Below are 24,281 nucleotides of genomic sequence, written 5' to 3'. Positions count from 1 at the left end.
ATGCGCTGGGACCGCGCCACTCCAGTGGCGCTCATGTGATGTGTGATCGGCAGGAAGAGCGCCACTGGAGTGGCGCGGTCCCAGCGCATGAGTCTCCTGATCGTCACACAGCCTTGTAGCGCAGCCGTCGGATGTCGCTCGGCGAGCGGCCGTAGACTTCGACGAACACCGCATTGAAGCGCCGCAGGCTGGCAAATCCGGCTCGGGCTGCGATGTCGGTCATCGACAGGGCAGTGCCGTCGAGCAGCAGCTTGGCCCGTTGGATCCGCTGCGTGCGCGCCACCTGCAACGGGCTTGCGCCGACATGACGCTGGAACAGGCGGTCGAGATGGCGGGCGCCGACACCGAGACGGGCGGCGAGCTCACCCACGCCCGCCCGATCCAGCGCCCCTTGCCGGATGAGTCGCATGGCGCGCTGAACCGTGGTGCGCGAGCCCTGCCAGGCCGGTGAGAACGGCGCGGTCTCCGGACGGCAGCGCAGGCAGGGCCGGAAGCCGGCGGCTTCGGCAGCCGCGGCCGTAGCATAGAACTCGACATTCCGGCCGAGCGCCGGCCGTACCGGACACACCGGGCGGCAGTAGATGCGCGTGGTGCGTACGCCGGAGAAGAAGCGGCCGTCATAGCGACGGTCGCGCCGTACACGGGCGCGTTCGCATTCGGCGTGATCGAGAATGATCGCATTGGGCAGGGCTTTGATGGGCATGGCGATGGAGTCCGATTCCGGCGAGCCGCTCTCGGATCGTCATGATACCCGGCCGGCCATGACGAGCAATGTTCTGGATGATCCGGTCTGGCATGCCCTGACAGGGCCGCATCGAGTTCACGCCCTGGGATCGGGCAAAGCCCGATTCTATCCGCGCGAGATGGCGCCGTTCTCCGCGATCGCCGACCTCAGTGAAGGGGCATACGCCGATCTTGCGGCGGGCCTGGCAATTGATGAGGAGGCGCGTCTGTTCCGACCGGGTACCGAGTCGGTGCCGAGAGGCTGGGTCGAGCTTGCCAGCTTCCCGATTCTGCAGATGGTGGCGTTGCATCCGCCGGATGCCGATGCCTGCAAAGCCGAGATCCTGTCGCCCGCCGATACGTCGGCGATGCTCGATCTCGTGGCCGAGACGAAGCCGGGGCCGTTCGGGCGACTGACGCCGTTGATGGGCCGCTATGTCGGCGTTCGACGGGATGGATGCCTCGTCGCCATGGCGGGTGAGCGGTTGCGGGTCACCGGATACGTCGAGCTCAGCGCAATCTGCGTTCATCCGCGCGCGCGAGGGCAGGGCCATGCGAGGTCGCTCACGCGACATCTGATGCGCCTCGCCTTCGCGGCCGGCGAGGTGCCGTTCCTGCACGTCCGACCCGACAATGCGGCTGCTGTTGCCCTCTATCAGCAACTGGGGTTCGCGACGCGCCGCGAACTCGTGGTCACCTGGCGGCGACCCGAATGACCGGCATGGCCCAGTCCGGCGTGGTTGGGTCCGGCTGGCCGGTCGTCTGGACGGCCTTTGCCGTCGCGGTGTTCGGCTGGGGTGTCGGCTTCTACGGCCCCACCGTGTATTTGGCGGCCTTGCATCGGGATCACGGCTGGTCGATCTCGACCCTGTCGGCGGCCATCACCGCGCATTTTCTCGTGAGCGCCGCCCTGATTGCTCGGCTGCCCGCCCTCTACCGTCGAGCGGGTATCGCTCGCGTGACGATCGGCGGCGTGTTGCTGGCGGCGGCCGGTGTGCTCGCCTGGGCCAACGTTCGCGAGACCTGGCACCTCATCCCCGCGCTGCTCTTGAGCGGTGCCGGATGGTCGGCAATGAGCGGTGCCGCGCTCAACGCCATTATTGCGCCGTGGTTCGATCGCGAGCGGCCCAAGGCGATCAGCATGGCGTTCAACGGCGCGAGCGTCGGCGGCTTGATCTTCGCGCCGCTCTGGACGTGGGCGATCACAAGCGTCGGGATGGGCCTGGCAGCGGTAGCGATCTCAGGCGCCATGATCATGGCCACGTGCCCGCTGGCATGGCTTTACCTTCGCCAGCCGCCGAAGTCTGTCGGGTTGAAGAGCGAGCCTCCCTCGCCAAGTCGCACCCTGGTTCGCCAGTCTCGCTTCCAGACTCTGTCCGCAGCGTTTGCGCTCGGCCTGTTCGCGCAGATCGGCTTGTTCAGTCACCTGATCGCCAGACTGGCGCCTGGGGTCGGATCAGACCTGGCCGCCCTTGCCGTGAGCCTGACCACTCTGTGCGCCATCCTCGGGCGCACGTTGCTCGGATGGCTTCTCGGGGAGACCGATCGCCGGCGCGCTGCGGCCATGAACCTCTCGATCCAGGCCGTGGGATCGCTGTTCCTGGCGTTCGGCGAGAACCCGGCGTTGCTGGTTGGAGGCTGCGTGCTCTTCGGATTGGGAGTGGGCAACCTAACGTCGTTGCCGCCCTTGATTGCCCAGCGCGAATTTCGGCCGGCCGACGCGGGGACTGTAGTCGCGCTGGTGACGGCCATCAATCAGGCGGTCTTCGCCTTTGCGCCTGCGATCTTTGGTGCCCTGCGCGATCTCAACGCGAACTATGTCGTGGCCTTCGTCCTCGCCGCCATCGTCCAGGTGATGGCTGCAGTGATCGTCGTGGGTGGCCGACGATGAGGTCGCTCATTGCTGCGAGCGCGCCACTCCGATGGCGCTCATAGGGTGTGTGATCGACAAGAAGAGCGCCATCGGAGTGGCGCGCTCCCGGCGGAAGAGTCTTCTTGCTAGTGGCGCCCTCCTGGCACTGAGGGCTCACACAGGCACCACCGCCGTTGCCTGAATTTCGACCTTGGCGCGGTCCTCGACCAGCGCCGTGACCTGCACCACTGCCATTGCCGGGAAGTTCCGGCCCATGACCTCGCGATAGGCTTGTCCCATCGCGGCGAGATTGCCGAGATAGTCGCGCTTGTCGGTCACGTACCACGTCAGCGACACGACGTGTTCGGGCCGGGCTCCTCCCGCGGCGAGCACCTCGACGATGTTCTGCAGCGTCTGCCTTACCTGGCCGACGAAATCATCGGTCTCGAACTGGCCCTGGCCATTCCAGCCGATCTGGCCGCCGACGAAGATCAGCCTGCCTTCCGCCGCGACGCCGTTGGCGTAGCCTTTGGGCTTCGCCCAGCCATCGGGTTGCAGGATCGTGTGTACCGTCATGATCAGGCCTCGGTCCTCAACTTGAAGCGCTGGATCTTGCCCGTCTCGGTCTTGGGCAGGGCAGGGGTGAACTTCACCGAGCGCGGATACTTGTAGGGGGCGATGGTTGCCTTGACGTGGTCCTGCAGGCGCTTCGTCGTATCGGCATCAGGCGGGACCCCGCCGGCCAGCACGACATGGGCCTGCACGATCTGCCCGCGATCGGGGTCGACCGCGCCGACCACCGCGCATTCGCGCACGTCGGGGTGCGACAGTAGCGCGGCCTCCACTTCCGGGCCGGCGATGTTGTAGCCGGCCGAGATGATCATGTCGTCGGACCGCGCGGCGAAGTGGAAATAGCCGGCCTCGTCCTGCAGGAATGAATCACCGGTGAGGTTCCAGCCGCCGCGCACGTACTCGCGCTGGCGCGGGTCGGTCAGGTAGCGACAGCCGGTCGGACCGCGCACGGCCAGCCGTCCCACCGTGCCGCGCGGCAGCTCGACCATGTCGTCGTCGACGATCTTGGCCTCATAGCCGGTGACCGGTCGCCCGGTACTTGCCGGCGCGAGATCGTCGAGCCGGTTGGAGATGAAGATATGCAGCATCTCGGTGGCGCCGATGCCGTCGAGGATCGGCCTGCCGGTCTTGCGCATCCAGTCCTGGAACACCGGGGCAGGGAGGGTCTCGCCGGCAGACACGGCAAACCGCAGCGACGACAGGTCGGCGCCGCCGTCGGCCGCCGCCAGCATGGCGCGATAGGCGGTCGGCGCGGTGAAGCAGATGGTGGCGCGATAGGTCTCGATGATCTCGATCATCTTCGCGGGCGAGGCGTCCTCGAGCAGGGCGGCGGCCGCGCCGAAGCGCAGCGGGAAGATGGCGAGCCCCAGGCCGAAGGTGAAGGCGAGCGGCGGAGATCCCACGAACACGTCGTCCGGCGTCACGCCCAGCACTTCCTTCGCATAGCCATCGGCGACGATGAGCAGGTCGCGATGGAAGTGAGCGGTGGCTTTCGGCACGCCGGTCGTGCCCGACGTGAAGCCCAGCAACGCCACGTCGTCACGTCCGGTGTTCACTGCCTCGAAGCGCACCGATTTGCTGAGGGCAATGCGATCGAGCTCGGCATCGTGGTTGGCGGTGCCGTCGAAACCCACCACCTGCTCGGGAAAGCGGTTGTCCTTGGCGCAGGCGACCAGCTCGTCCATCAGTCGCGTGTCGCACAGGGCGAGCACGGGCTCTGCCTTGTCGACGATCTTGGCGAGCTCGCCGGCCCGCAGCATCGGCATGGTGTTGACCACGACCGCGCCGGCCTTGGTGGCGGCCAGCCAGCAGGCCACCATGGCGGGATTGTTGGCCGAGCGGATCAGCACCCGGTTGCCCGGCCTGACGCGGTAGTTCTCGACCAGTGCGCGGGCGAGGCGATTGCTCCAGTCGGTCAGCTCCTTGTAGGTGCGCTGGCGGCCGTTGCCGATCAGCGCCGTGCGATCGCCGAAGCCCTTGGCGACCATGCGGTCCGTGAGCTCGACGGCGACGTTGAGGCGCTCGGGATAGTCGAAGCCCTGGAGCAGGAAGTCGGGCATCTCGCTCGCCGGCGGCAGCCTGTCGCGCGCGAACGTGTCGGTGTGGGCGCTCGGTCCAAGCATGGCGTCAGGTTCCCTCGAACACCGGGGTCTGCTTGGCGACGAAGGCGCGGTAGGCACGCTCGAAGTCGCGCGTCTGCATGCAGATCGCCTGGGCCTGGGCTTCCGCTTCGATCGCCTGGTCGAGACCCATCGACCATTCCTGGTTCAGCTGGGTCTTGGTGATGCCGTGGGCGAAGGTCGGCCCGGCAACGATGCGTTGGGCCATTCCGAGCGCATCGGCCTCCAGGGCGGCGGCATCGACCAGGCGATTGTAGAAGCCCCAGCGCTCGCCCTCGGCACCCGACATGGTGCGCCCGGTGTAGAGCAGCTCGGCGGCGCGACCCTGGCCGACGATGCGCGGCAGGATCGCGCACGCCCCCATGTCGCAGCCGGCGAGGCCGACGCGCGTGAACAGGAAGGCGGTCTTGGCTTCGGGCGTGGCGATGCGGATGTCGGACGCCATGACGATGATCGCCCCGGCGCCCACCGCCACGCCGTCGACGGCGGTGATGATCGGCTTGCCGCAGGCGAGCATCGCCTTGACCAGATCGCCGGTCATGCGCGTGAAGGCGAGCAGGCCCTTCATGTCCATGTCGACCAGCGGCCCGATGATGTCGTGTACGTCGCCGCCGGAGCAGAAATTGCCGCCATTGGGCAGGAAGACGACGGCGTCGACGTCCTCGGCGTCGCGCAGGGCGCGGAACGTGTCGCGCAGCTCGGCATAGGAGTCGAAGGTCAGCGGGTTCTTGCGCTCCGGCCGGTCGAGCCGCACGCACGCCACCTTGTCCTCGACTCGCCAAAGGAAGTGCTTGGGCTCGAGCCCGGCCATGCGTGTCATTCGCGTCCCTCCCAATTGCTGCGGAACGATTTCAGCATCGCCGTCAGGCGCTGCGTGTCGTTGCCGGAAACTCCGCCCAGAAGCTCGTCGATCCAGCCCTCGTGCGCGGCCGCCATGGCGCGGAACTGCTCGCTGCCGGCGCGCGTCAGGCGCACGATCGAGGTGCGGCGATCACCATTGCGGCGGGCGCGCAGGACGAGGCCCTCGGAGACCAGCCGATCGATGATGCCGGTGACGTTGCCGTTGGACACCAGCAGGTAGCGCGAGAGGTCGCTCATCAGCATCCCCTCGGGAGAACGGTAGAGCGCGGCCAGGACGTCGAAGCGCGGCAGGGTGGTGTCGAATTGCTGCTTCAGCCGTTCCCGCAGCTCGGCCTCGATGGTGCGCGAGGCGCGCAGCAGCCGGATCCAGAGCCGCAGCCGGTCCTTGCTGTCCTGCGGCAGGGCGGACGCCGGAAGCGGGGCGCTCACCACGTCTCGCCTCCGGAGAGCGAGAGCGCCTGGCCGGTGACCGAGCCCGCTGCCTCGCTGCACAGCCACAACACCGTTGCCGCCACCTCATCGGGCTGGATGAAGCGGCCCTGCGGGTTGGTCGCCGAGAGGCTGGCGCGCGCCTCGGCGACGGAACGGCCCGTGGTGCGGATGATCCGTTGCACGGACTCCTCCAGCATGTCGGACTCGACGAAGCCCGGGCAGACGGCATTCACGGTCACGCCCGATTTCACGACTTCCGTGGCGAGGGCCCGCATCAGACCGACGACGCCATGCTTGGAGGCGACATAGGGCGCGACATAGGCATAGCCCTTCAGGCCGGCCGTCGAGGCGACGAAGACGACCCGGCCCGACTTGCGCTTGATCATGCCGGACAGGGCGGGCTTCACCGTCAGGAAGGAGCCAGTCAGGTTGACGTCGAGCGTGCGCTGCCAGTCGGCGAGGCTGGTGCGATGCGCCGGGCTGCTCTCCGCCATGCCGGCATTGGCCACGACGATGTCGAAGGGGCCGCGCGCCGATTCCGCGTCGGCATAGAGCGCAGCGATCGCCGCCTCCTGCGTGACGTCTGCGGCGATCGCACTGATCCGCTTGTTCTGGGCGGCAACCGCTTCGAGCTGCGCCGGGCGCCGTCCGCAGATGGTGACCAAGAGGCCGGCCTCGGCCAGCGCCAGCGCGATCGCGCGGCCGACCCCCGTGCCGCCCCCGGTAACCAGAGCATGTCTTCCCACAATCATACGCGCATCCCCATCGTCGCATTGCGTTCGCTCAGCCGATAGATCTGGTCGCGGCCAGGCAGGTAAGGGTCAGGCCACTTCACGTCGCGGTCACCCACCTGCACAGCGGCGTGCAAGGTCCAGTAGGGGTCGGCGAGGTGCGGGCGCGCCAGGCAGACGAGGTCGGCGCGGCCGGCGAGCAGGATCGAGTTGACGTGGTCGGGCTCGTAGATGTTGCCCACTGCCATGGTCGCCATCCCGGCCTCGTTGCGGATGCGATCGGAGAACGGCGTCTGGAACATGCGGCCGTAGACCGGCCGCGCCTGCAGCGAGGTCTGCCCGGCCGAGACGTCGCAGATGTCGACGCCGGCGGCCTGCAGCAGACGGGCGATCTCGACCGATTCGCCTGGCGTCACGCCATCATCGCCAACCCAGTCGTTGGCCGAGATGCGCATCGAGATTGGCTTGTGCGCCGGCCAGACCGCGCGCACCGCCTGGAAGATCTCCAGCGGGTAGCGCATGCGGTTGTCGAGCGATCCGCCGTACGCATCGGTGCGCTTGTTGGTGAGCGGCGTGATGAAGGACGACAGCAGGTAGCCGTGCGCGGCGTGGATCTCGAGCATGTCGAAGCCACAGCGGGCCGCCATCTCGGTCGACGCCACGAACTGCGCGCGCACCAGCGCCATGTCGGTGGCATCCATCGCCCTGGGCACCTGGTTGGCCTGTGACCAGGGGACGGCGGACGCGGCCATCACCGGCCAATTGCCGGAGGGCAGCGGTGCATCCATCTTCTGCCAGCCGAGCTGCGTCGAGCCCTTGGGGCCGGAATGGCCGATCTGGGCGCAGATCTTCGCCTCCGTCTCGGCATGGACGAAGTCGACCAGCCGCTTCCACGCGCGCTCGTGCTCGGGGGCATAAAAGCCCGTGCAGCCCGGCGTGATGCGGCCCTCCGAGCTGACGCAGGTCATCTCGATGCTGACCAGGCCGGCGCCGCCCTTGGCGCGCTCGGCATAGTGGGCGAAATGCCAGTCGGTCGGGCAGCCGTCGATCGCCTTGTACTGGGCCATCGGCGAGACGACGACGCGGTTCTTCAGGGCCATCTCGCGCAGACGGAAGGGTGCGAACATGGGCGTGCGATGCACGTTGTCGGCATTGCCGGACTGGCGCTGGAACCACGCCTCGGCGTCGCTCAGCCAGGTTGGATCGCGCAGCCGCAGGTTCTCGTGACTGATGCGCTGCGAGCGCGTGAGCAGCGCGTAGTTGAACTGCACCGGATCGAGACCGAGATAGCGCTCGACGTCCTCGAACCATTCCAGGGAGTTGCGCGCCGCCGACTGCAGGCGCAGCACCTCGACGCGACGCGAATCCTCGTACCTGTCGAAGGCGGCGGGCAGGTCGGGCTCCGAGTGCAGGTAATCTGCCAGGGCGACGGCGCTCTCGAGCGCGAGCTTGGTGCCCGAGCCGATCGAGAAATGCGCGCTGGCGGCCGCGTCGCCCATCAGGGCGAGGTTCTTGTGCGACCAGCGCTCGCACAGCACGCGCGGGAAATTGATCCAGGCCGAGCCGCGCAGATGGCCGGCGTTCGACATCAGCGGATGGCCGCCCAGGTACCTGGCGAAGATGCGCTCGCAGGTCGCGATCGACTCCTCGCGGCTCATGTCGCCGAAGCCGAATCGCCGCCACGTCTCCTCGCTGCACTCGACGATGAAGGTCGCCGTCTCGGCCTCGAACTGGTAGGCGTGCGCCCATATCCAGCCGTGCCCGGTCTTCTCGAAGATGAAGGTGAAGGCGTCGTCGAATTTCTGCCGCGTGCCCAGCCAGACGAACTTGCATTTGCGAACGTCGATGTCGGGCTTGAAGACCTCGGGAAAGGCGGCCCGCGAGCGCGAGTTCAGCCCGTCGGCGGCAACCACCAGGTCGTGCGACTCCATGTAGGGCCGTGGATCGTCGATCTCGGTCTCGAAGGCTATCTCGATGCCGAGCTCGCGGGCGCGGCGTTGCAACAGAAGGAGCAGGCGGCGGCGGCCGATGCCGCAGAAGCCGTGCCCCGTCGACACGGTGCGGCGTCCGCCCTGATAGACGGCGATATCGTCCCAGTAGGCGAAGTGATCGCGGATCCAGGCGGCGCTCACCGGATCGTTGTCGGCGAGATTGTCGAGCGTCTCGGCCGACAGCACGACGCCCCAGCCGAACGTGTCGTCCGGGCGGTTGCGCTCGACCACGGTGACCTGATGCGCGGGATTCCTGCGCTTCATCGAGATGGCGAAGTAGAGGCCGGCAGGGCCGGCGCCGAGAACAGCAACCTTCACAGGAGGGTCTCCTCCATCCTAGCGGGCGCAGGCCAGTGATGACTCCGCCGGAAGATTAATTCAAGCCTAAAGCTTTAGGTTTGAAATATTGTCCACCCCTCATTCTCCTCCCCAAGCTTAGCTTGGGGAGGTGTCCGCGTAATCGCGGACGGAGGGGTCATGAGCAGCGAGACCGAGGCTCATGACCCCTCCGTCGCGTATGACGCGACACCTCCCCAGCGAAGCTGGGGAGGATGGAGAGCTCAATGCCCGCCGAGATAGCTTGCGGTCACGCGCGGGTCGTGCATCAGGTCGGCAGCGGGGCCGGAATGGACGATCTCGCCGGTCTCCAGGACGTAGCCGAAATCGGCGGTCTCGAGGGCGGCGCGGGCGTTCTGCTCGACCAGCAGAATGGAAACGCCGGTCTCGCGCAGGGAGGCGATGATGCGGAAGACCTCGCGGACGATCAGCGGCGCCAGCCCCAGGCTGGGCTCGTCGAGCATCAGCAGGCGCGGTCGCGACATCAGCGCGCGGCCCAGCGCCAGCATCTGGCGTTCGCCACCCGACAGGGTCGAGGCGAGCTGACGGCGACGCTCGGAGAGGCGCGGGAAGCGGCCATAAACGTCAGCCAAGGACCGCTTCAGGGCTGCGCCATCGTGGCGCTTCGTGTATCCGCCAAGCAGCAGGTTGTCGGCGACCGTAAGATCGCCGAACAGCTCGCGCTTCTCCGGCACCAGGCAGAAGCCGCGCTCGATGCGCGCCTCGACGTCGAGCCGTCGCAAATCGACGCCGTCGTAGGACATGCGACCGCGCCAACGCAGCAGGCCGATCGCGGCGCCGAGCATCGTCGTCTTGCCGGCGCCGTTGGGGCCGATCACGGTGACGATCTGGCCGGGCTCGATCGACAGCGAGACGCCGCGCACCGCCTCGACCTTGTCGTAGGTCACCGTCAGGTCTTCGATGGCGAGCAGGGCGGCCATCAGACGACCCCGCCGAGATAGGCCTCTTGCACGCGCGGGTCGGCACGCACGACGTCAGGCGCGCCCTCGCAGAGCTTGGAGCCGAAATCCATCACCACGGTGCGATCGACCAGGCCCATCACGAAGTCCATGTCGTGCTCGACCAGCAGGATGGTGAGGCCTTCGGCGCGCAGCGCCTCGAGCAGACGGGCGAGCTCGGCCTTCTCAGCCGTACGCAGGCCGGCCGCCGGCTCGTCGAGCACCAGCAGCGCCGGATCGGCGGCGAGCGCGCGGGCGATCTCGAGCAGGCGCTGGTTGCCCAGGGGCAGGTTGCCGGCCAGCTCGAAAGCGCGCTCGGCGAGCCCGACCCGTTGCAGTTGCCGAATCGTCTCGGCCTCGGCGCGCCATTCCTCGGCGCGATCGAGCCGCAGGGCGCCGCGCAGGAAACCCGACGAGGTGCGTCCGTAGGTTCCCAGCAGCACGGTATCGAGCAGCGTCATGTGGGGACGCAGCTTCACGTGCTGGAAGGTGCGGGCGATGCCGGCACGCGCGATCTGGCGCTGCGGCTTCCGCGTGATGTCCTGGCCGAGAAACGTGATGCGCCCCCGGTCGAGCGGCAGGGCGCCGGTGATCAGGTTGAACATCGTGGTCTTGCCCGCGCCGTTGGGGCCGATGAGTCCCAGGATCTCGCCGGCCTCGACCTCGAAGCTGACGCTGTTGACCGCCACCAGGCCGCCGAAACGGCGCGTCGCTTCGAAGACGGCGAGGATCGGCGTGCCGCGGGCCGGCTGCTGGCGGCGATCCAGAGCGCCCGTGGCCGTCGGCGGCGTCGGCTGCACGCGCGGCAGGTAGCGCAGGGCGAGCGGCACCAGGCCGCCGCGCGCCCGCTGAAGCAGCAGGATGAACAGCACGGCGAAGACCACGACCTCGACCTGGCCCGAGGCGCTGAAGGCGATCTTCGGCAGGTAGTCCTGGATGCTGTTCTTGAGCAGGGTGACGATGGTGGCGCCGAGGATGGCGCTCGACAGATGACCCATGCCGCCGACCATCGCCATCAGCAGGTAGAGAATGCCGACATTGACGTCGAACGGCGCCGGGCTGACGAAGCGGCTCATGTGGGCGTAGAGCCAGCCCGACAGGGCCGACAGCAGCGCCGCCAGCACGAACGTCACGAGCTTGATGCGGAACGGGTCGATGCCGAGGCTCTCGACCATGATGCGCCCTCCGCGCAGGGCCCGGATGGCCCGGCCTTCACGCGAGCCGAGCAGGTTCGCGGCGAGCACGAGCGCCACGATCAGGAATATCCAGATCAGGTAGTAGATGCTCTGGCTGGCGGCGAGCGAGACGCCGGCGATCGAGATCGGCGGGATGTCGCTGATGCCGTTGAACTGGCCCAGCATGGGCAAATTGCCGAACAGGAAATAGATCGCGAGGCCCCAGGCGATGGTGCTGAGCGACAGGAAGTGCCCGCCGAGCCGCAAGGTCACGCCGCCGAGAATGGCGGCAATCGCGGCTGTGAGGACCAGGGCGAGCGCCAGGCCGAGCCACGGCGAGTAGCCCTGCTTCGCCGTCACCCACGCCGTGGCATAGGCGGCGATGCCGACGAAGGCGGCTTGGCCGAACGAGAGCATGCCGCCGATGCCGGTCAGCAGGACGAGCCCGAGGACGGCGAGGGCATAGATGCCGATGAAGTTCAGCAGGGTGATGCTGAAGGGGCTCAGCACGGCGGGGAAGACGGCGAGCAGGGCAATCGCGCCCAGGCCCGCGAGGCGAAGCTGGGCCGCGGTCATTCCTCGGCCTCCTCCTCCTCGTCGGTCGCGGCCATGCTGAGCGAGCGCCAGAGCAGCACCGGGATCAGGATGCCGAACACCACGACTTCCTTGTAAGCGCTGCTCCAGAACGAGGCGTAGCTCTCCAGCAGGCCGACCAACAGGGAGCCCAGGGCGGTGCCCGGATAGCTCGTCATCCCGGCGATGATGGCGCCAACGAAGGCCTTCAGGCCGATCAGGAATCCCGAATCGTAGAAGATCGTCGTCACCGGCGCGATCAGCACGCCCGAGATGCCGGCGAGGAGGGACGCCAGGAGATAGGCGATCGTTCCGGTCGTGGCGGGCCGGATGCCGACCAGCCGCGCGCCGGTACGGTTGACCGCCGTGGCGCGCAGCGCTTTGCCCAGCAGCGTGTACTCGAAGACCAGGAAGAGCAGCCCGCTGAAGACGATCGCGGCGATCACGATCAGCAGGGTCTGGGCGTTGACGATCAGGCCGGCGACATCGAGCACGGCATCGGCGAGCGGCTTGGTGCGCACGCCCTCCGGTCCGAAGAACAGCAGCCCCATCCCCGACAGGGCGAAGTGCAGCGCGACCGCGACGGTGAGCAGCAGCAGGACCGAGGCATCGGCAATGGGCCGGAACACGATGCGGTCGAGCAGGGGCGCGATCGGCAGCACCAGCGCCAGCGAAAGCGCGATGCGCACCGGCATCGACAGGGCCATGCCCGCGACCAGCCAGACCGCGGCGACCGGGATGAGGGGAAGCACCAGATAGAAGAAGAGGGTGCGCGGCAGGCGGCCGATCTCGCCTGCCCGCACCAGCGCGGTGCATTCGATGAGAGTGGCGAGCAGCGCGAGACCGGCCACCAGGGCCACCGTGCCCGGCCGGGTGCCGGTTTCCAGCGAGGCGAGGGAGAGGGCCGTGAAGGCGGCGATGTCGCCGAACGGCACGAAGATGACGCGGGTCACTGCGAAGATCAGGACCAGGCCCAGGCCGATGAGGAGATAGATCGCGCCGCTGGCGATGCCATCCATCGCCAGGATGGCGGCTATCTCTCCGGTCATGGGAGGAGCCGCTTCGCCCGGAAAGCGCTTACCCTCCTCCCCAGCTTTGCTGGGGAGGTGTCGCCGTCTTCGGCGACGGGGGGGTCATGAGCAGCGAGACTGAGGCTCATGACCCCTCCGCCCCGTATGACGGGGCACCTCCCCAGCGGAGCTGGGGAGGAGAATGAGAAGAACGCGCGCAACGACCACCAGGAAACTACTCTACGGCTCGTACTTCCACTTGCCGTCGACGAGGCGGACCAGCACGAGGCTGCGCTCGTCGACGCCGTAGCTCTCGCCCGGCTTGAAGTTGTAGATCGCATGCGTGCCCACCAGATCCTTGGTGGTGAAGATCGCGTTCTTGAGCGCCGTGCGGAACTCCGGCGTGCCCGGCTTGGCGGTGGCCATCGCCCGCTTCGCTGCGTCGAGGAACACCAGCCAGGCATCGAACGAGTAGGCCGAGAAGCCGTCGGTCGTCGGCATGCCGTTGGCCTTCTGGTAGGCGGCGCGGAAGTCGAGCGAGATCTTCTTGCTGAAATGCGAGTCCGGCAGCTGCTCGGCCACGATCACCGGCCCGGCCGACACCAGCACGCCCTCGACGGCCTTGCCGCCGACGCGGATGAAGTCGGCATTGAGCAGGGCCGGCGTGCCGTAGAGCGGGCCCTTGTAGCCGCGTTCGGCCAGCGTGAGCGGCGGCAGCGCGCCCTGGGTCGCCGAGCCGCCCAGCAGCACGGCATCAGGCTTCGTCGCCATGATCTTGAGCACCTGGCCAGTCACCGAGGTGTCGGTGCGGGCGTAGCGCTCGTTGGTCAGGATCTTCATGCCGTCGGCTTCGGCGGGCTTCTGCGCGCCGTTGTAGACCAGGTCGCCCCAGGCGTCGGAGAAGCCGATATAGGCGAAGTTCTTGATGCCGTCCCGCTTCATGCGGTCGACCACCACCTTGACCATCAGGCTGGGCGGCTGCGGCATGGCGATCGCCCAGCGGTCGCCCGAATCGGTCGCCGGCACGGTGATCGGCGAGATCGAGATCATCGGCACCTTGAGCTCGTTGGCGACCGCCACCATGGCGATGGAGGAGGGTGCGGTCGCCGTGCCGATCAGCAGGTCGACCTTGTTCTCTTCGACCAGCTTGCGCGCGTTGCGCGTCGCCGCCGACGGATCGGACCCGTCGTCGAGCTGGATGAACTTGATCTTCTCCTCGCCGACGCTGTTGGCATACTCGACGGCGGCCTTCATGCCGCGATCGTAGAGAACGCCGATCGACGACCCTGGTCCGCTTTGCGAGGTCACGAACCCGACGGTGATCTCGGCCTCAGCCGTGCCGATACCGAGCGAGGCGACAGCCAGCACCGCCGCGATTAATTTTCTCATGCCCACCTCCTTGCTTGTCGATCTCCCCGTCACGACACCTGGAGCGTACGTTCGTCCCGCTGCGCCGCGAGCCGCCTCAACGGCCCGATTTTCGCCCCAAGATATTTCAAATCTAAAGTTTCGGGAATTTGAGAGTCAAGGCTCACTCTCCTCCCCAGCTTCGCTGGGGAGGTGTCCGCGTCATACGGGGCGGAGGGGTCATGAGCCTCAGTCCCGCTGCTCATGACCCCTCCGTCGCCGAAGACGGCGACACCTTCCCAACAGAGTTGGGGAGGAAAACGAGAGAGCGCACCGTCGCGATTGACAGGGAAATGCTTCAATTCTTAAATAACTTCGACGTGCGATCAGGCAGCGTCGATTCGCGATCGTCAGAGACCGACCATGGCCGAGCGATCATTTGCCAAGGAAGTCGAGGATCTCAAGCTCGGTGACGGGCAGGAGTTCCGCGGCGAGGGGATTCTCGCCATCACCAAGGCGCTCCTGCAGTCCGGCGTCGGCTACGTCGCCGGCTACCAGGGGGCGCCGATCTCCCATCTCATGGACGTGCTGGCCGATGGCCAGGAGATCCTGGAAGAGCTCGGCGTGCATTTCGAGACCAGCGCCAGCGAGGCGGCGGCGGCGGCGACGCTGGCGGCCTCGGTCATGTATCCGATCCGCGGTGCGGCGACCTTCAAGTCGACGGTCGGCACCAACGTCGCCTCGGACGCGCTGGCAAACCTCGCTTCGGGCGGCGTCACCGGCGGCGCGCTGATCATCGTCGGCGAGGATTACGGCGAAGGCTCCTCCATCATGCAGGAGCGCTCGCACGCCTTTGCGATGAAGTCGCAGATCTGGCTGCTCGATCCCAAGCCCGATCTTGAGAGCATCGTCGCCGCGGTGGAGACGGGCTTCGAACTGTCCGAAGCGTCGAACACGCCGGTCATGCTCGAGGTGAGGATCCGCGCCTGCCATGTCCGCGGCAGCTTCCGCGCCAAGGACAACCGGCGTCCCGGCATGAGCCTGGTCGAGGCTCTCGAATCGCCGCGACGCGACGCCAACCGCATCGTTCTGCCGCCCGCCTCCTACGTGCACGAGAAGGAGAAGATCGAGAAGCGCTGGCCGGCGGCGGTGAAGTTCATCCAGGAGCGCCGGATGAACGAGCACGTGCCCGGTGACATCGGCGAGATCGGCATCATCCTCCAGGGCGGCATGTACAACGGCGTGATGCGCGCCCTGCAGGGACTGGGCCTGGCCGACATCTGGGGAACCAGCCGCATCCCGCTCTACGTGCTCAATGTCACCTATCCGCTGGTGCCCGACGAGGTCGTCGAATTCTGCCGCGGCAAGCGGGCCGTGCTGCTGGTCGAGGAAGGCCAGCCCGACTACATCGAGCAGGCGCTGAACAAGATCCTGCGCCAGGCGGCCGTCCCGACGGTGCTGGCCGGCAAGGACCCGTTCCCGATGGCGGGCGAGTACACCGCCGCGGTGATGGCCGAGGCCATCGGCACCTTCGCCCGGCAATGGATTCCCAACGTGCTGGCGCCCGAGGTGCGGGCTTCCAACGCCGCGCCCGCCCTCGACGAGAAGCATGTGAAGGGCCTCGCCGAGGCCGTACCGCCGCGGCCGCCCGGCTTCTGCACCGGCTGCCCCGAGCGGCCGATCTTCGCCGCCATGAAGCTGGTCGAGCGCGAGATGGGGCCGCATCACGTCGCAGCCGACATCGGCTGCCACCTGTTCTCGATCATGCCGCCGTTCAACATCGGCTCGACCACCATGGGCTACGGGCTGGGACCCGCGTCGGCCTCGGCCTTCAACGTCAAGGCCGGCAAGCGCGCCATCTCGGTGATGGGCGACGGCGGCTTCTGGCACAACGGCCTGACCTCGGGCATCGGCAACGCCGTGTTCAACAAGAGCGATGGCGTCGTGCTGATCGTCGACAATCACTATACGTCGGCGACCGGCGGGCAGGACCTGCTGTCGTCGCGCGCCAGAAACCGTACGCGGTCGACTCAGCATGCGATCACCACGGCAGTCAAAGGCATGGGCGTGGAATGGGTGCGCCACATCGATCGCACCTACGACGTCCGGCGTGTGCGTGACACGCTCAAGGAGGCGCTGACCAGCCGCGACGCCGGGCCCAAGGTCATCGTCGCCTCGTCGGAATGCATGCTCAACCGGCAGAGGCGCGAGCGGCCGCTGTTCGCCAAGGCGGCTAAGGCCGGCCAGCGCCTGGTGCGTCAGCGCTTCGGCGTCGACGAGGATGTGTGCACGGGCGATCACGCCTGCATCCGTCTGTCCGGCTGCCCGTCGCTCTCGGTCAAGCACACCGCCGATCCCTTGAAGGACGATCCCGTCGCGGCTATCGACAATTCCTGCGTCGGCTGCGGCAATTGCGGCGAGGTTGCGGAAGCCGCCGTGCTCTGCCCGTCATTCTATCGCGCCGACATCATCGTCAATCCGACCGGCTGGGATCGCGCCGTCGAGCGTCTGCGGACAGCCGTCATCGGCTTCCTGCAGCGCCGCCGCGCCCGGCGCCAGTTGCGGTTGGCCTGATAGATGGACACGATGGCGCCCGCTTTACGCCTCGACACGCGACGGCCGACCGCCATCGCGGTGCTGGCGATGGGCGGGCAGGGCGGCGGCGTGCTGGTCGACTGGATCGTGGCCCTGGCCGAGTCCCAGGGCCATATCGCGCAGGCGACGTCCGTTCCCGGCGTCGCCCAGCGCACCGGCGCCACCATCTACTATGTCGAGACGATCGCGCCGGATGGATCGGGGCGCCGGCCGATCCTGTCGCTGATGCCGGTGCCGGGCGAGGTCGACATCGTGATCGGCGCCGAGCTCATGGAGGCCGGTCGCGCCATCCAGCGCGGCCTGGTCTCGCCTGATCGCACGGCGCTGATCGCATCGTCGCACCGCGCCTATGCCGTGAGCGAAAAGGTCGTGCCGGGCGACGGCGCCGGCGATCCAGCCAAGGTCTATGAGGCGGCCCAGGCCGCCAGCAAGCAATTCCTGGCCTTCGACATGGCCGCGATCGCCGAGGAGACGGAAAGCGTCGTCTCGGCCGCACTGTTTGGAGCCCTGGCAGCCTCCGGCGCCTTGCCGTACCCGCGAGGGGCTTACGAAGCGACGATCCGGGCGGCAGGGCTCGGCGTCGAGGCGAGCCTGCGCGCATTCGATCGCGCCTATGCCGCGGCGGAAAACGAGCGGCGGACACCGACGGCACCAGCCGCGCGGCCATCCCGCGGCAGTGTAAAGAAGAAGCTGCCGGCACTCGGTCCGATCGGCGATTCCGGATTCGACGCCCTGGTCGAGCGGGCGGGCAAGCTTCCCGAGCCAGCGCACGGGATGGCGGCCGCCGGCCTCGCGCGCGTCGTCGACTTCCAGGATGTAGCCTACGGCCAGGAATATCTCGATCGCGTCGAGGCATTCGCCGCGATCGAACGGCAATCGGCTTCAGGCAGCGCGGCATTCCTGCTGACCTGCGCCGCCGCCAAGCAGATCGCACGGGCGATGGCCTACGACGACGTGATCCGCGTCGCCGATCTCAAGACGCGCGGCAGTCGCTTCGACCGCGTGCGCAGCGAGATCGCGTTGCGGCCGGACCAGATCGCCTACACGACGGAGTTCATGCATCCGCGCATGGAGGAAGTGTGCGGCACGCTGCCGGCGGGGATCGGCCTGTGGCTGGAATCGAGCCCGCGCGTAATGGGAGCGCTGCGCCGTTTCGTCGACCGCGGCCGGCGGGTTCAGACCGGCACGATCGGTTGGTTCCTGCCGCTCTATCTCCTGGCGGGCTGGCGGCGCTTCCGCCGCGGCACGCTGCGCCATCGTCGCGAGGAGGCCCATATCGCGGCCTGGCTCGATCAGGCAGGGGCGGCGGCGAAGCACGACATCGCGCTCGGCGTCGCGCTTCTCGAGGCCCGCCGCCTGGTGAAGGGCTATTCGGATACGCACGACGCCGGCGAAGGCCGCTTCTCGCGCCTGATGGCGATGGCGCGGCGACTCGAGGGACGGGCGGATGCCGCCGACTGGGTCCGGCGGCTGCGCCAGTCGGCACTGGCCGACGCCGAGGGGCGGGCGTTCGCCGACACGATCAAGACGGTGGAGAGTTTCCTGTGAGGGGCTCGAGCTCTTCTCCTCCCCAGCTCTGTTGGGGAGGTGTCCGCGAAGCGGACGGAGGGGTCATGAGCCATGAGACTCATGACCCCTTCGTCGCCGCAAGACGGCGACACCTCCCCAGCAGAGCTGGGGAGGAGAGCTTGAACGCGGAGTACGCACCATGATTGGCAAGTACCGCGGCAATCGTCAGGCCATCTCGGCGCTGGTGCGCGAGACCGAGGTCCATCGCGATCTCTATGTCGACCAGGAGCTGTTCGAGCTCGAGATGGAGCACCTGTTCGCCAACACCTGGATCTATGTCGGGCACGACAGCCAGGTGCCCAAGGCCGGCGACTACTATGCCACCACCATCGGGGCGCAACCGGTCATCATGGTGCGCGACGGCAAGGGGCAGGTGCGGGTGTTCTACAATCGCTGCCCGCACAAGGGGACACGGCTGACCGGCGACAGCTGCGGCAACACCGGCCAGTTCTTCCGCTGCCCCTATCACGCCTGGACCTTCCGCCTCGACGGCAGCCTGGCGAGCATTCCACTCAAGGCGGAATACAACGCGGCGCGCTTCGCCAGCAGCCACGGCGCACAAGGCCTGACGCCGATAGGGCACGTCTACAATTATCGCGGATTCGTCTTCGCCAAGATGAGCGACGCCGGCCCGGTCTTCGAGGCGTTCTTCGGCGAGGCGCTCAGCAGCATCGACAACATGGTCGACCGTTCTCCGGAGGGAAGGCTCGAGGTGGCGGGCGGCGTGCTGCGCTACATGCACGACTGCAACTGGAAGATCCTGGTCGAGAACCAGACCGATGCCTGCCATCCCATGATCGTCCATCAATCGTCGGCCGGCATCGCCGCCGACGCCTGGAAGGCGCCGCCGCCCGGGGCGAAGAAGCCGATGGCGGTCGAGATCTACGCTCCGTTCGTCAGCTCCTACGAATTCTTCCAGGGCATGGGCCTGCGCGTATGGGACAACGGCCACGGCCACACCGGCGTGTCGCACTCCATCCATTCCCACTATTCGGCGGTGCCGGGCTACTTCGACCAGATGAAGGCGGCCTACGGCGACGAGCGCGCCAAGGCGATCCTGGGCGAGAACCGCCACAACACGATCTACTTCCCCAACCTCATGATGAAGGGGCCGATCCAGCTCCTGCGCCTGTTCAAGCCGCTCTCCGCCAACCGCACGCTGGTCGAGTCCTGGACGTTCCGCCTGGTCGGCGCGCCCGACCTGCTGCTCGAGCGCACGGTGATGTACAACCGCCTGGTCAACGCGCCGACCTCGGTCGTCGGCCACGACGATCTCGAGGTCTACGAGCGCGCCCAGAACGGCCTGCTGGCCGACGGCAACGAATGGGTCAACCTGCAGCGCCTCTACGAACCGGGAGAGGCGGACGGCCACACGCTGGTGACCGGCGGCACTTCTGAATCGCAGATGCGCAACCAGTTCCGCGCCTGGAAAAAATTCATGACCCTGAGCCTCTAGCACTCGATGAGTACACACCCCAGCGATCAGCAGCTGATCGACTTCGTGATCCGCGAGGCGCGGCTGCTCGACCAGCAGCAGCTCGACACTTGGCTCGACCTGTTCACCGAGGACGGTCATTACTGGATGCCGGTGGAATGGGGCCAAGCCGATCCTCGCCTGACAACGTCGCTGATGTACGAGGACAAGTTCCTGCTGCGCCTGCGCATCGATCGCCTGAAGAGCAATCGCACGTTCAGCCAGAGCCCGAAGAGCCGCTGCCATCACGTGCTGCAGATGCCGCAGGTCGACGCGCGCGACGACGCCGGGCGGACCTACATCACCTGGACGCCGCTGCACTACGTCGAGAGTCGCGGCGACTTGCAGACCCTGTATGCCGCCTGGGCGACGCATCACCTGGCGGTGATCGACGACCAAATCCGGATCCGCCTCAAGCGCGTCGACCTGATCAATTGCGACGCCGCGCTGGGCAGCATCCAGCTTTTCGTATGAGCCAGATGGAGATGGCAGTTTCGAGATCAGCATCGCCGCGCATGCCCTACGACGGTGTCGTCGTCGGCGCGCCGGTCACGATTCCCTATCGGCGCTATTCGACCAACACGGCCCACTGGTGGGTCGGGCGCGCGGTTCGCGAGGTCGTCCAGCGGGCCGGCCTCAGGAGCACTGACATCGACGGGCTGTCGCTGTCGAGCTTTACCGTCGGCCCCGACACGGCGATCGGTCTCACGCAGCACCTGGGGCTGAGCCCGCGCTGGCTCGACCACGTGCCGCTGGGCGGCGCCAGCGGAGTGGTGGCCTTGCGGCGGGCGGCCCGCGCCGTGCAATGCGGCGACGCCGAGTTCGTGGTTTGTGTCGCCGGCGACACCAACCAGGTCGATTCGTTCCGCCGCATGCTGTCGACCTTCTCGCGCTTCGCCCAGGACGCCGTCTATCCCTACGGCTCGGGCGGCCCCAATGCGAGCTTTGCCCTGATCACCCGCAACTACATGATGCGCTACGGCGCGACGCGCGAGGATTTCGGCAAGATCTGCGTGGCCCAGCGGGACAACGCGCTGCACTTCCCACACGCCCTGATGAAGAAGAAGCTGACGCTCGACGAGTACATGGGTGCGCGGGCGATCTCCGATCCGATCCACCTGTTCGACTGCGTCATGCCATGCGCCGGCGCCGACGCCTTCCTGGTGTGCCGCGAGGACGCGGCGAAGTCACTCGGCCTGCCGGCAGCGCGGCTGCTTGCCACCGTCGAGCGGCACAACGCCTTTTCCGACGACCCGATCCAGTATCGTGGCGGCTGGGCGATGGACATCGGCGATTTGTATGCAATGGCGGGCGTGACGCCTGACGATGTCGATTTCGTGCAGACCTACGACGATTACCCGGTGATCTGCATGATGCAGATCGAGGACCTGGGCTTCTGCGGCAAGGGCGGGGGGCCGGACTTCGTCCGCTCGCATACGCTCACCGCAGACGGCAGCTTTCCGCACAATACCTCGGGCGGGCAGCTTTCGGTCGGGCAGGCGGGGGCGGCCGGCGGCTTCCTCGGGCTGGTCGAGACGGTGCGTCAGCTCACCGGCGCGGCGATCGGCGCCAAGGTACCGGAGGCCAGGATCGGCCTCGCCTCGGGGTTCGGCATGATCAACTACGATCGCGGTCTGGCGAGCGGCGCGGCGCTGCTGGCGGGAGAGCAGGCATGACCGAGCCGCTGAGCCGTCCCCAGCGCAAGGATCCGCTCAAGAAGACGCGCATCCCGCTGCTGCCGCAGGGCACGCGCAGCCGCACGGCGCTTGGGCTGACGGCGGCCGCGGCCGAGGGCCGCTTCCAGCTGCAGGTCTGCGGCGACTGCGCCGCGGTCGTCTATCCGCCGCGTGACGCCTGCCCGCGCTGCCTGTCGGCCAACCTGCCGTTCCGCGACGTCGACAATGTCGGCACCTTGCTCGCCGAGACGACCATCCGCACCTCGACCGACGTCTATTTCCGCGAACGCATGCCCTGGCGCATCGGCACGGTGCTGCTCGATGCCGGTCCCGCGATCGTGGCGCACCTGCACGGCGATCTGCGCGAGGGCGAGAGGACCCGGCTGGAATTGAAGCTCGACAAGTCCGGCCAGGCGATCGTGATCGCGCTGCCGGCCAAGGACACGCCGAACATGGCCGACGATCCGCAATGGCGCGAGCTCACTTGCGATCCGAAGTATCGCCGGGTGCTGGTCACCGACGGGCGTACGGCGGTCGGGCAGGCGATGGCCGAGGCGCTCTCGCACGCGGGGGCCAGCATCGTGTTCGTCGGCGTCGCCGACCTGTGGAAGCCGTTTCCCGGCGAGGAGCGGCTGCGCAAGCTCGAGCGCGTGGAAATCGTGGCGCTCGATCTCACCGATACGATCTCGGTCAACGAGTGCGCCGGCGAGTTCGCGCCGCGGGTCGATATCCTGATCAACACCACCGAGCACGTGCGCACCGGCGGCATCATCGAGCGCAAGGGGCTCACCGTGGCGCGCGAAGAGCTGGAAGTCCGCTATCTCGGCCTGATGCGGCTCGCCCAGGCGTTCGGCCCTATGTTGCGCGCGCGCGGCGCCGACGGAATCAACTCCGCCGCCGCCTTCGTCAACCTGGTGTCGGTGTTCGCGCTCACCAACTGGCCGGCCTACGGCGCCTTCTCGGCCACCGAGGCGGCCTGCCTGTCGGCAGCGCAGTCGCTGCGCGCCGAGCTGCGGCCGGGCGGCGTCAAGGTGGTGAACGTCTTCTTCGGCCCGCTCGAGACCGAATGGTACCAGGCCGTGCCGCCGCCCAAGCTCGCCCCCTCGACGCTCGGCCGCTCGGTGGTGCAGGCATTGCGGCAGGGACTGGAGGACGTCTTCGTCGGCGACATCGCCGAGGACATCCGCGCGCGGCTTGCCGTCAATCCCAAGGCCCTCGAACGAGAGCTCGGCTCATGAGCAGGAACACGGACGCAATCGCCTCTCCCGATCTGCTCGCCTTCGCCGGTGCGATCGCGGCCGGCGAGATCGAGGTCGTCGATCTCACCCATACGCTGTCGCCGGATTTTCCTACCATCGTGATGCCGCCCGAGCTTGGCCAGTGTGCGCCCTTCCGGATGGAGGAGGTGTCCCGCTACGACGAGCGCGGCTCGGCCTGGTATTGGAACAACATCTCCATGGGCGAGCACACCGGCACGCATTTCGACGCGCCGGTGCATTGGATCTCGGGCAAGGACCTGCCCGAGAATTCCGTCGACACCATTCCGGTCGCGAATTTCATTGCGCCCGCCGTCGTGATCGACATCTCGCGGCAGTCGGCCGCCAACCCGGACTACGAGCTGACCGTCGCCGACGTCGAGGCATGGGAAGTGATGCACGGGCGCATCCCGCCACGCAGCTGGGTGCTGCTGCGCACCGACTGGTCGAAGCGCAACGGCCGCGAGTACGTCAACATGCGCGAGGACGGCCAGCACACGCCGGGCCCGTGTCCCGAGGTCGTGCGTTTCCTGGTCGAGCAGCGCGACCTGCACGGGCTCGGCACCGAGACCATCGGCACCGACGCGGGGCAAGCCTTCCATTTCAACCCGCCCTATCCGGCGCACTATTACATGCACGGCAAGGGCCGTTATGGCCTGCAGTGCCTCGCCAATCTCGACCGGCTGCCGCCGATCGGCGCTGTGATCCTGGCGGCGCCGCTCAAGATCCGGCGCGGCTCGGGCAGCCCGTTGCGCGTGCTGGCGCTGGTGCCGCGCACCGAGAGCGGCACGTGAGCGACGCCGGCACCGCGATCGTCACCGGCGCCAGCGGCGGCATCGGCGCTGCCATCGCCAAGGCGCTGCTGGCGGACGGCTATCGCGTGATCTCGCTCGCTCTGGAGAAACCGGCGTGGTCCCATCCGCAGCTCGAGGCCAGGACGGTCGATCTGTTCGATGCCCGGGCGACCGAAGCGGCGGCAGCCGAGATCGCGCGCGAGCATCGCGTGACCCACCTCGTGCACAACGCCGGAGTCATCAGGGCCAACGCGGTCGAGAGCACCACGGCAGCCGACATCGCAGCCCTCGCCCAGCTCCATCTCGGCGCTGCGCTCACGCTGCTCGGCGCAACGGTACCGCACATGAAGCAGGCCGGCTTCGGCCGGGTGGTGCTGATCTCCTCGCGCGCGGCACTGGGCGCCACTGGGCGCACGGCCTATTCCGCCACCAAGGCCGGCATCATTGGCATGGGGCGCACCTGGGCGCTCGAGCTCGCACCGTTCGGCATCACCGTCAACATGGTGGCGCCCGGTCCCGTCCAGGGCACGCAGATGTTCCACGAGATTATTCCGGCCGGCAGCGAACGCGAATCGGCGCTGGCGGCTGCCATTCCGATGCGCCGGCTCGGCCAGCCCGAGGACGTCGCCGCGGCGGTCAAATTCTTCGCCGGCCGAGAAGCGTCCTTCATCACTGGCCAGATCCTCTATGTGTGCGGCGGCGCCAGCGTCGGCACCCTGGTCATCTGAAGGGACG

At 67.6% G+C, this 24,281-nt stretch carries 21 protein-coding genes; 10 read left to right on the top strand and 11 right to left on the bottom strand.

Annotation, left to right across the window (positions count from 1 at the left end):
* Nucleotides 1–103: 103 nt before the first annotated feature.
* Nucleotides 104–703 (bottom strand): Ada metal-binding domain-containing protein, encoded by a 600-nt coding sequence (locus ACILR9_RS03950; protein ID WP_395708595.1) that lies wholly within the window; start codon nucleotides 701–703, stop codon nucleotides 104–106.
* Between ACILR9_RS03950 and ACILR9_RS03945 the strand changes: the two genes are divergently transcribed.
* Both ACILR9_RS03945 and ACILR9_RS03940 read left to right on the top strand, forming a co-directional pair.
* The gene (locus ACILR9_RS03945) at nucleotides 696–1,439 is read left to right on the top strand and encodes a GNAT family N-acetyltransferase (RefSeq protein WP_395708594.1); all 744 of its coding nucleotides are present in this window, start codon (nucleotides 696–698) and stop codon (nucleotides 1,437–1,439) included. The two genes, ACILR9_RS03950 and ACILR9_RS03945, sit on opposite strands and share 8 nt — an antisense overlap.
* Complete coding sequence (locus ACILR9_RS03940) at nucleotides 1,436–2,614, top strand: MFS transporter (protein ID WP_395708593.1); 1,179 nt, start codon at nucleotides 1,436–1,438, stop codon at nucleotides 2,612–2,614. The genes ACILR9_RS03945 and ACILR9_RS03940 overlap by 4 nt, the downstream gene beginning before the upstream one ends.
* Before the next feature lie 135 nt (nucleotides 2,615–2,749).
* On the opposite strand, the gene ACILR9_RS03935 is transcribed toward ACILR9_RS03940, so the two are convergent.
* The 10 genes from ACILR9_RS03935 to ACILR9_RS03890 form a co-directional block, all read right to left on the bottom strand.
* Entirely contained in the window at nucleotides 2,750–3,151 is a 402-nt protein-coding gene (locus tag ACILR9_RS03935; protein ID WP_395708592.1) for a RidA family protein, read from the bottom strand.
* Nucleotides 3,152–3,153: 2 nt separating this feature from the next.
* A complete protein-coding gene (locus ACILR9_RS03930; RefSeq protein ID WP_395708591.1) occupies nucleotides 3,154–4,770 on the bottom strand; it encodes an AMP-binding protein in 1,617 nt (538 codons plus the stop codon).
* A 4-nt stretch (nucleotides 4,771–4,774) separates the two neighbouring features.
* A complete protein-coding gene (locus ACILR9_RS03925; protein ID WP_395708590.1) occupies nucleotides 4,775–5,587 on the bottom strand; it encodes an enoyl-CoA hydratase family protein in 813 nt (270 codons plus the stop codon).
* The gene (locus ACILR9_RS03920) at nucleotides 5,584–6,060 is read right to left on the bottom strand and encodes a MarR family winged helix-turn-helix transcriptional regulator (protein WP_395708589.1); all 477 of its coding nucleotides are present in this window, start codon (nucleotides 6,058–6,060) and stop codon (nucleotides 5,584–5,586) included. The genes ACILR9_RS03925 and ACILR9_RS03920 overlap by 4 nt, the downstream gene beginning before the upstream one ends.
* The gene (locus tag ACILR9_RS03915) at nucleotides 6,054–6,812 is read right to left on the bottom strand and encodes an SDR family NAD(P)-dependent oxidoreductase (RefSeq protein ID WP_395708588.1); all 759 of its coding nucleotides are present in this window, start codon (nucleotides 6,810–6,812) and stop codon (nucleotides 6,054–6,056) included. Before ACILR9_RS03915 ends, ACILR9_RS03920 begins: the two co-directional genes overlap by 7 nt.
* Entirely contained in the window at nucleotides 6,809–9,100 is a 2,292-nt protein-coding gene (locus tag ACILR9_RS03910) for a bifunctional salicylyl-CoA 5-hydroxylase/oxidoreductase (protein WP_395708587.1), read from the bottom strand. The genes ACILR9_RS03915 and ACILR9_RS03910 overlap by 4 nt, the downstream gene beginning before the upstream one ends.
* Nucleotides 9,101–9,342: 242 nt before the next feature.
* Nucleotides 9,343–10,059: an ABC transporter ATP-binding protein gene (locus ACILR9_RS03905; protein WP_395708586.1), complete on the bottom strand. Its 717-nt coding sequence runs from the start codon at nucleotides 10,057–10,059 to the stop codon at nucleotides 9,343–9,345.
* Entirely contained in the window at nucleotides 10,059–11,828 is a 1,770-nt protein-coding gene (locus ACILR9_RS03900) for an ABC transporter permease subunit (RefSeq protein WP_395708585.1), read from the bottom strand. Before ACILR9_RS03900 ends, ACILR9_RS03905 begins: the two co-directional genes overlap by 1 nt.
* Nucleotides 11,825–12,874, bottom strand: coding sequence for a branched-chain amino acid ABC transporter permease (locus tag ACILR9_RS03895; protein WP_395708584.1), 1,050 nt, complete (start codon nucleotides 12,872–12,874; stop codon nucleotides 11,825–11,827). Before ACILR9_RS03895 ends, ACILR9_RS03900 begins: the two co-directional genes overlap by 4 nt.
* Before the next feature lie 201 nt (nucleotides 12,875–13,075).
* Nucleotides 13,076–14,224, bottom strand: a complete 1,149-nt coding sequence (locus tag ACILR9_RS03890) for an ABC transporter substrate-binding protein (protein ID WP_395708583.1) — start codon at nucleotides 14,222–14,224, stop codon at nucleotides 13,076–13,078.
* A 381-nt stretch (nucleotides 14,225–14,605) separates the two neighbouring features.
* Here ACILR9_RS03890 and ACILR9_RS03885 point away from each other — a divergent pair, with 381 nt between their 5' ends.
* The 8 genes from ACILR9_RS03885 (at nucleotide 14,606) to ACILR9_RS03850 (ending at nucleotide 24,274) form a co-directional block, all read left to right on the top strand.
* Nucleotides 14,606–16,756 (top strand): thiamine pyrophosphate-dependent enzyme, encoded by a 2,151-nt coding sequence (locus ACILR9_RS03885; RefSeq protein WP_395708582.1) that lies wholly within the window; start codon nucleotides 14,606–14,608, stop codon nucleotides 16,754–16,756.
* Between the two features lie 12 nt (nucleotides 16,757–16,768).
* On the top strand, nucleotides 16,769–18,325 hold the full coding sequence (locus tag ACILR9_RS03880; RefSeq protein WP_395708581.1) for an indolepyruvate oxidoreductase subunit beta family protein: 1,557 nt from the start codon (nucleotides 16,769–16,771) through the stop codon (nucleotides 18,323–18,325).
* Nucleotides 18,326–18,485: 160 nt separating this feature from the next.
* A complete protein-coding gene (locus ACILR9_RS03875) occupies nucleotides 18,486–19,802 on the top strand; it encodes an aromatic ring-hydroxylating dioxygenase subunit alpha (protein WP_395708580.1) in 1,317 nt (438 codons plus the stop codon).
* 6 nt (nucleotides 19,803–19,808) lie between these two features.
* Nucleotides 19,809–20,294 carry an aromatic-ring-hydroxylating dioxygenase subunit beta gene (locus ACILR9_RS03870; RefSeq protein ID WP_395708579.1) on the top strand — a complete coding sequence of 162 codons (486 nt, stop codon included), beginning with the start codon at nucleotides 19,809–19,811 and terminating at the stop codon, nucleotides 20,292–20,294.
* A gap of 41 nt (nucleotides 20,295–20,335) precedes the next feature.
* Complete coding sequence (locus ACILR9_RS03865; RefSeq protein WP_395708578.1) at nucleotides 20,336–21,496, top strand: thiolase family protein; 1,161 nt, start codon at nucleotides 20,336–20,338, stop codon at nucleotides 21,494–21,496.
* Entirely contained in the window at nucleotides 21,493–22,734 is a 1,242-nt protein-coding gene (locus ACILR9_RS03860) for an SDR family NAD(P)-dependent oxidoreductase (RefSeq protein WP_395708577.1), read from the top strand. Before ACILR9_RS03865 ends, ACILR9_RS03860 begins: the two co-directional genes overlap by 4 nt.
* Nucleotides 22,731–23,546: a cyclase family protein gene (locus ACILR9_RS03855; RefSeq protein WP_395708576.1), complete on the top strand. Its 816-nt coding sequence runs from the start codon at nucleotides 22,731–22,733 to the stop codon at nucleotides 23,544–23,546. The genes ACILR9_RS03860 and ACILR9_RS03855 overlap by 4 nt, the downstream gene beginning before the upstream one ends.
* On the top strand, nucleotides 23,543–24,274 hold the full coding sequence (locus tag ACILR9_RS03850; RefSeq protein ID WP_395708575.1) for an SDR family oxidoreductase: 732 nt from the start codon (nucleotides 23,543–23,545) through the stop codon (nucleotides 24,272–24,274). The genes ACILR9_RS03855 and ACILR9_RS03850 overlap by 4 nt, the downstream gene beginning before the upstream one ends.
* The last annotated feature ends 7 nt before the right edge of the window (nucleotides 24,275–24,281 follow it).

Origin of the sequence: Reyranella sp. (genome assembly GCF_044224635.1) — a bacterium.
Taxonomy (GTDB): domain Bacteria; phylum Pseudomonadota; class Alphaproteobacteria; order Reyranellales; family Reyranellaceae; genus Reyranella.
Note: the sequence above shows the minus strand (reverse complement) of the source record. Positions and strands in the feature narration are given on the sequence as shown.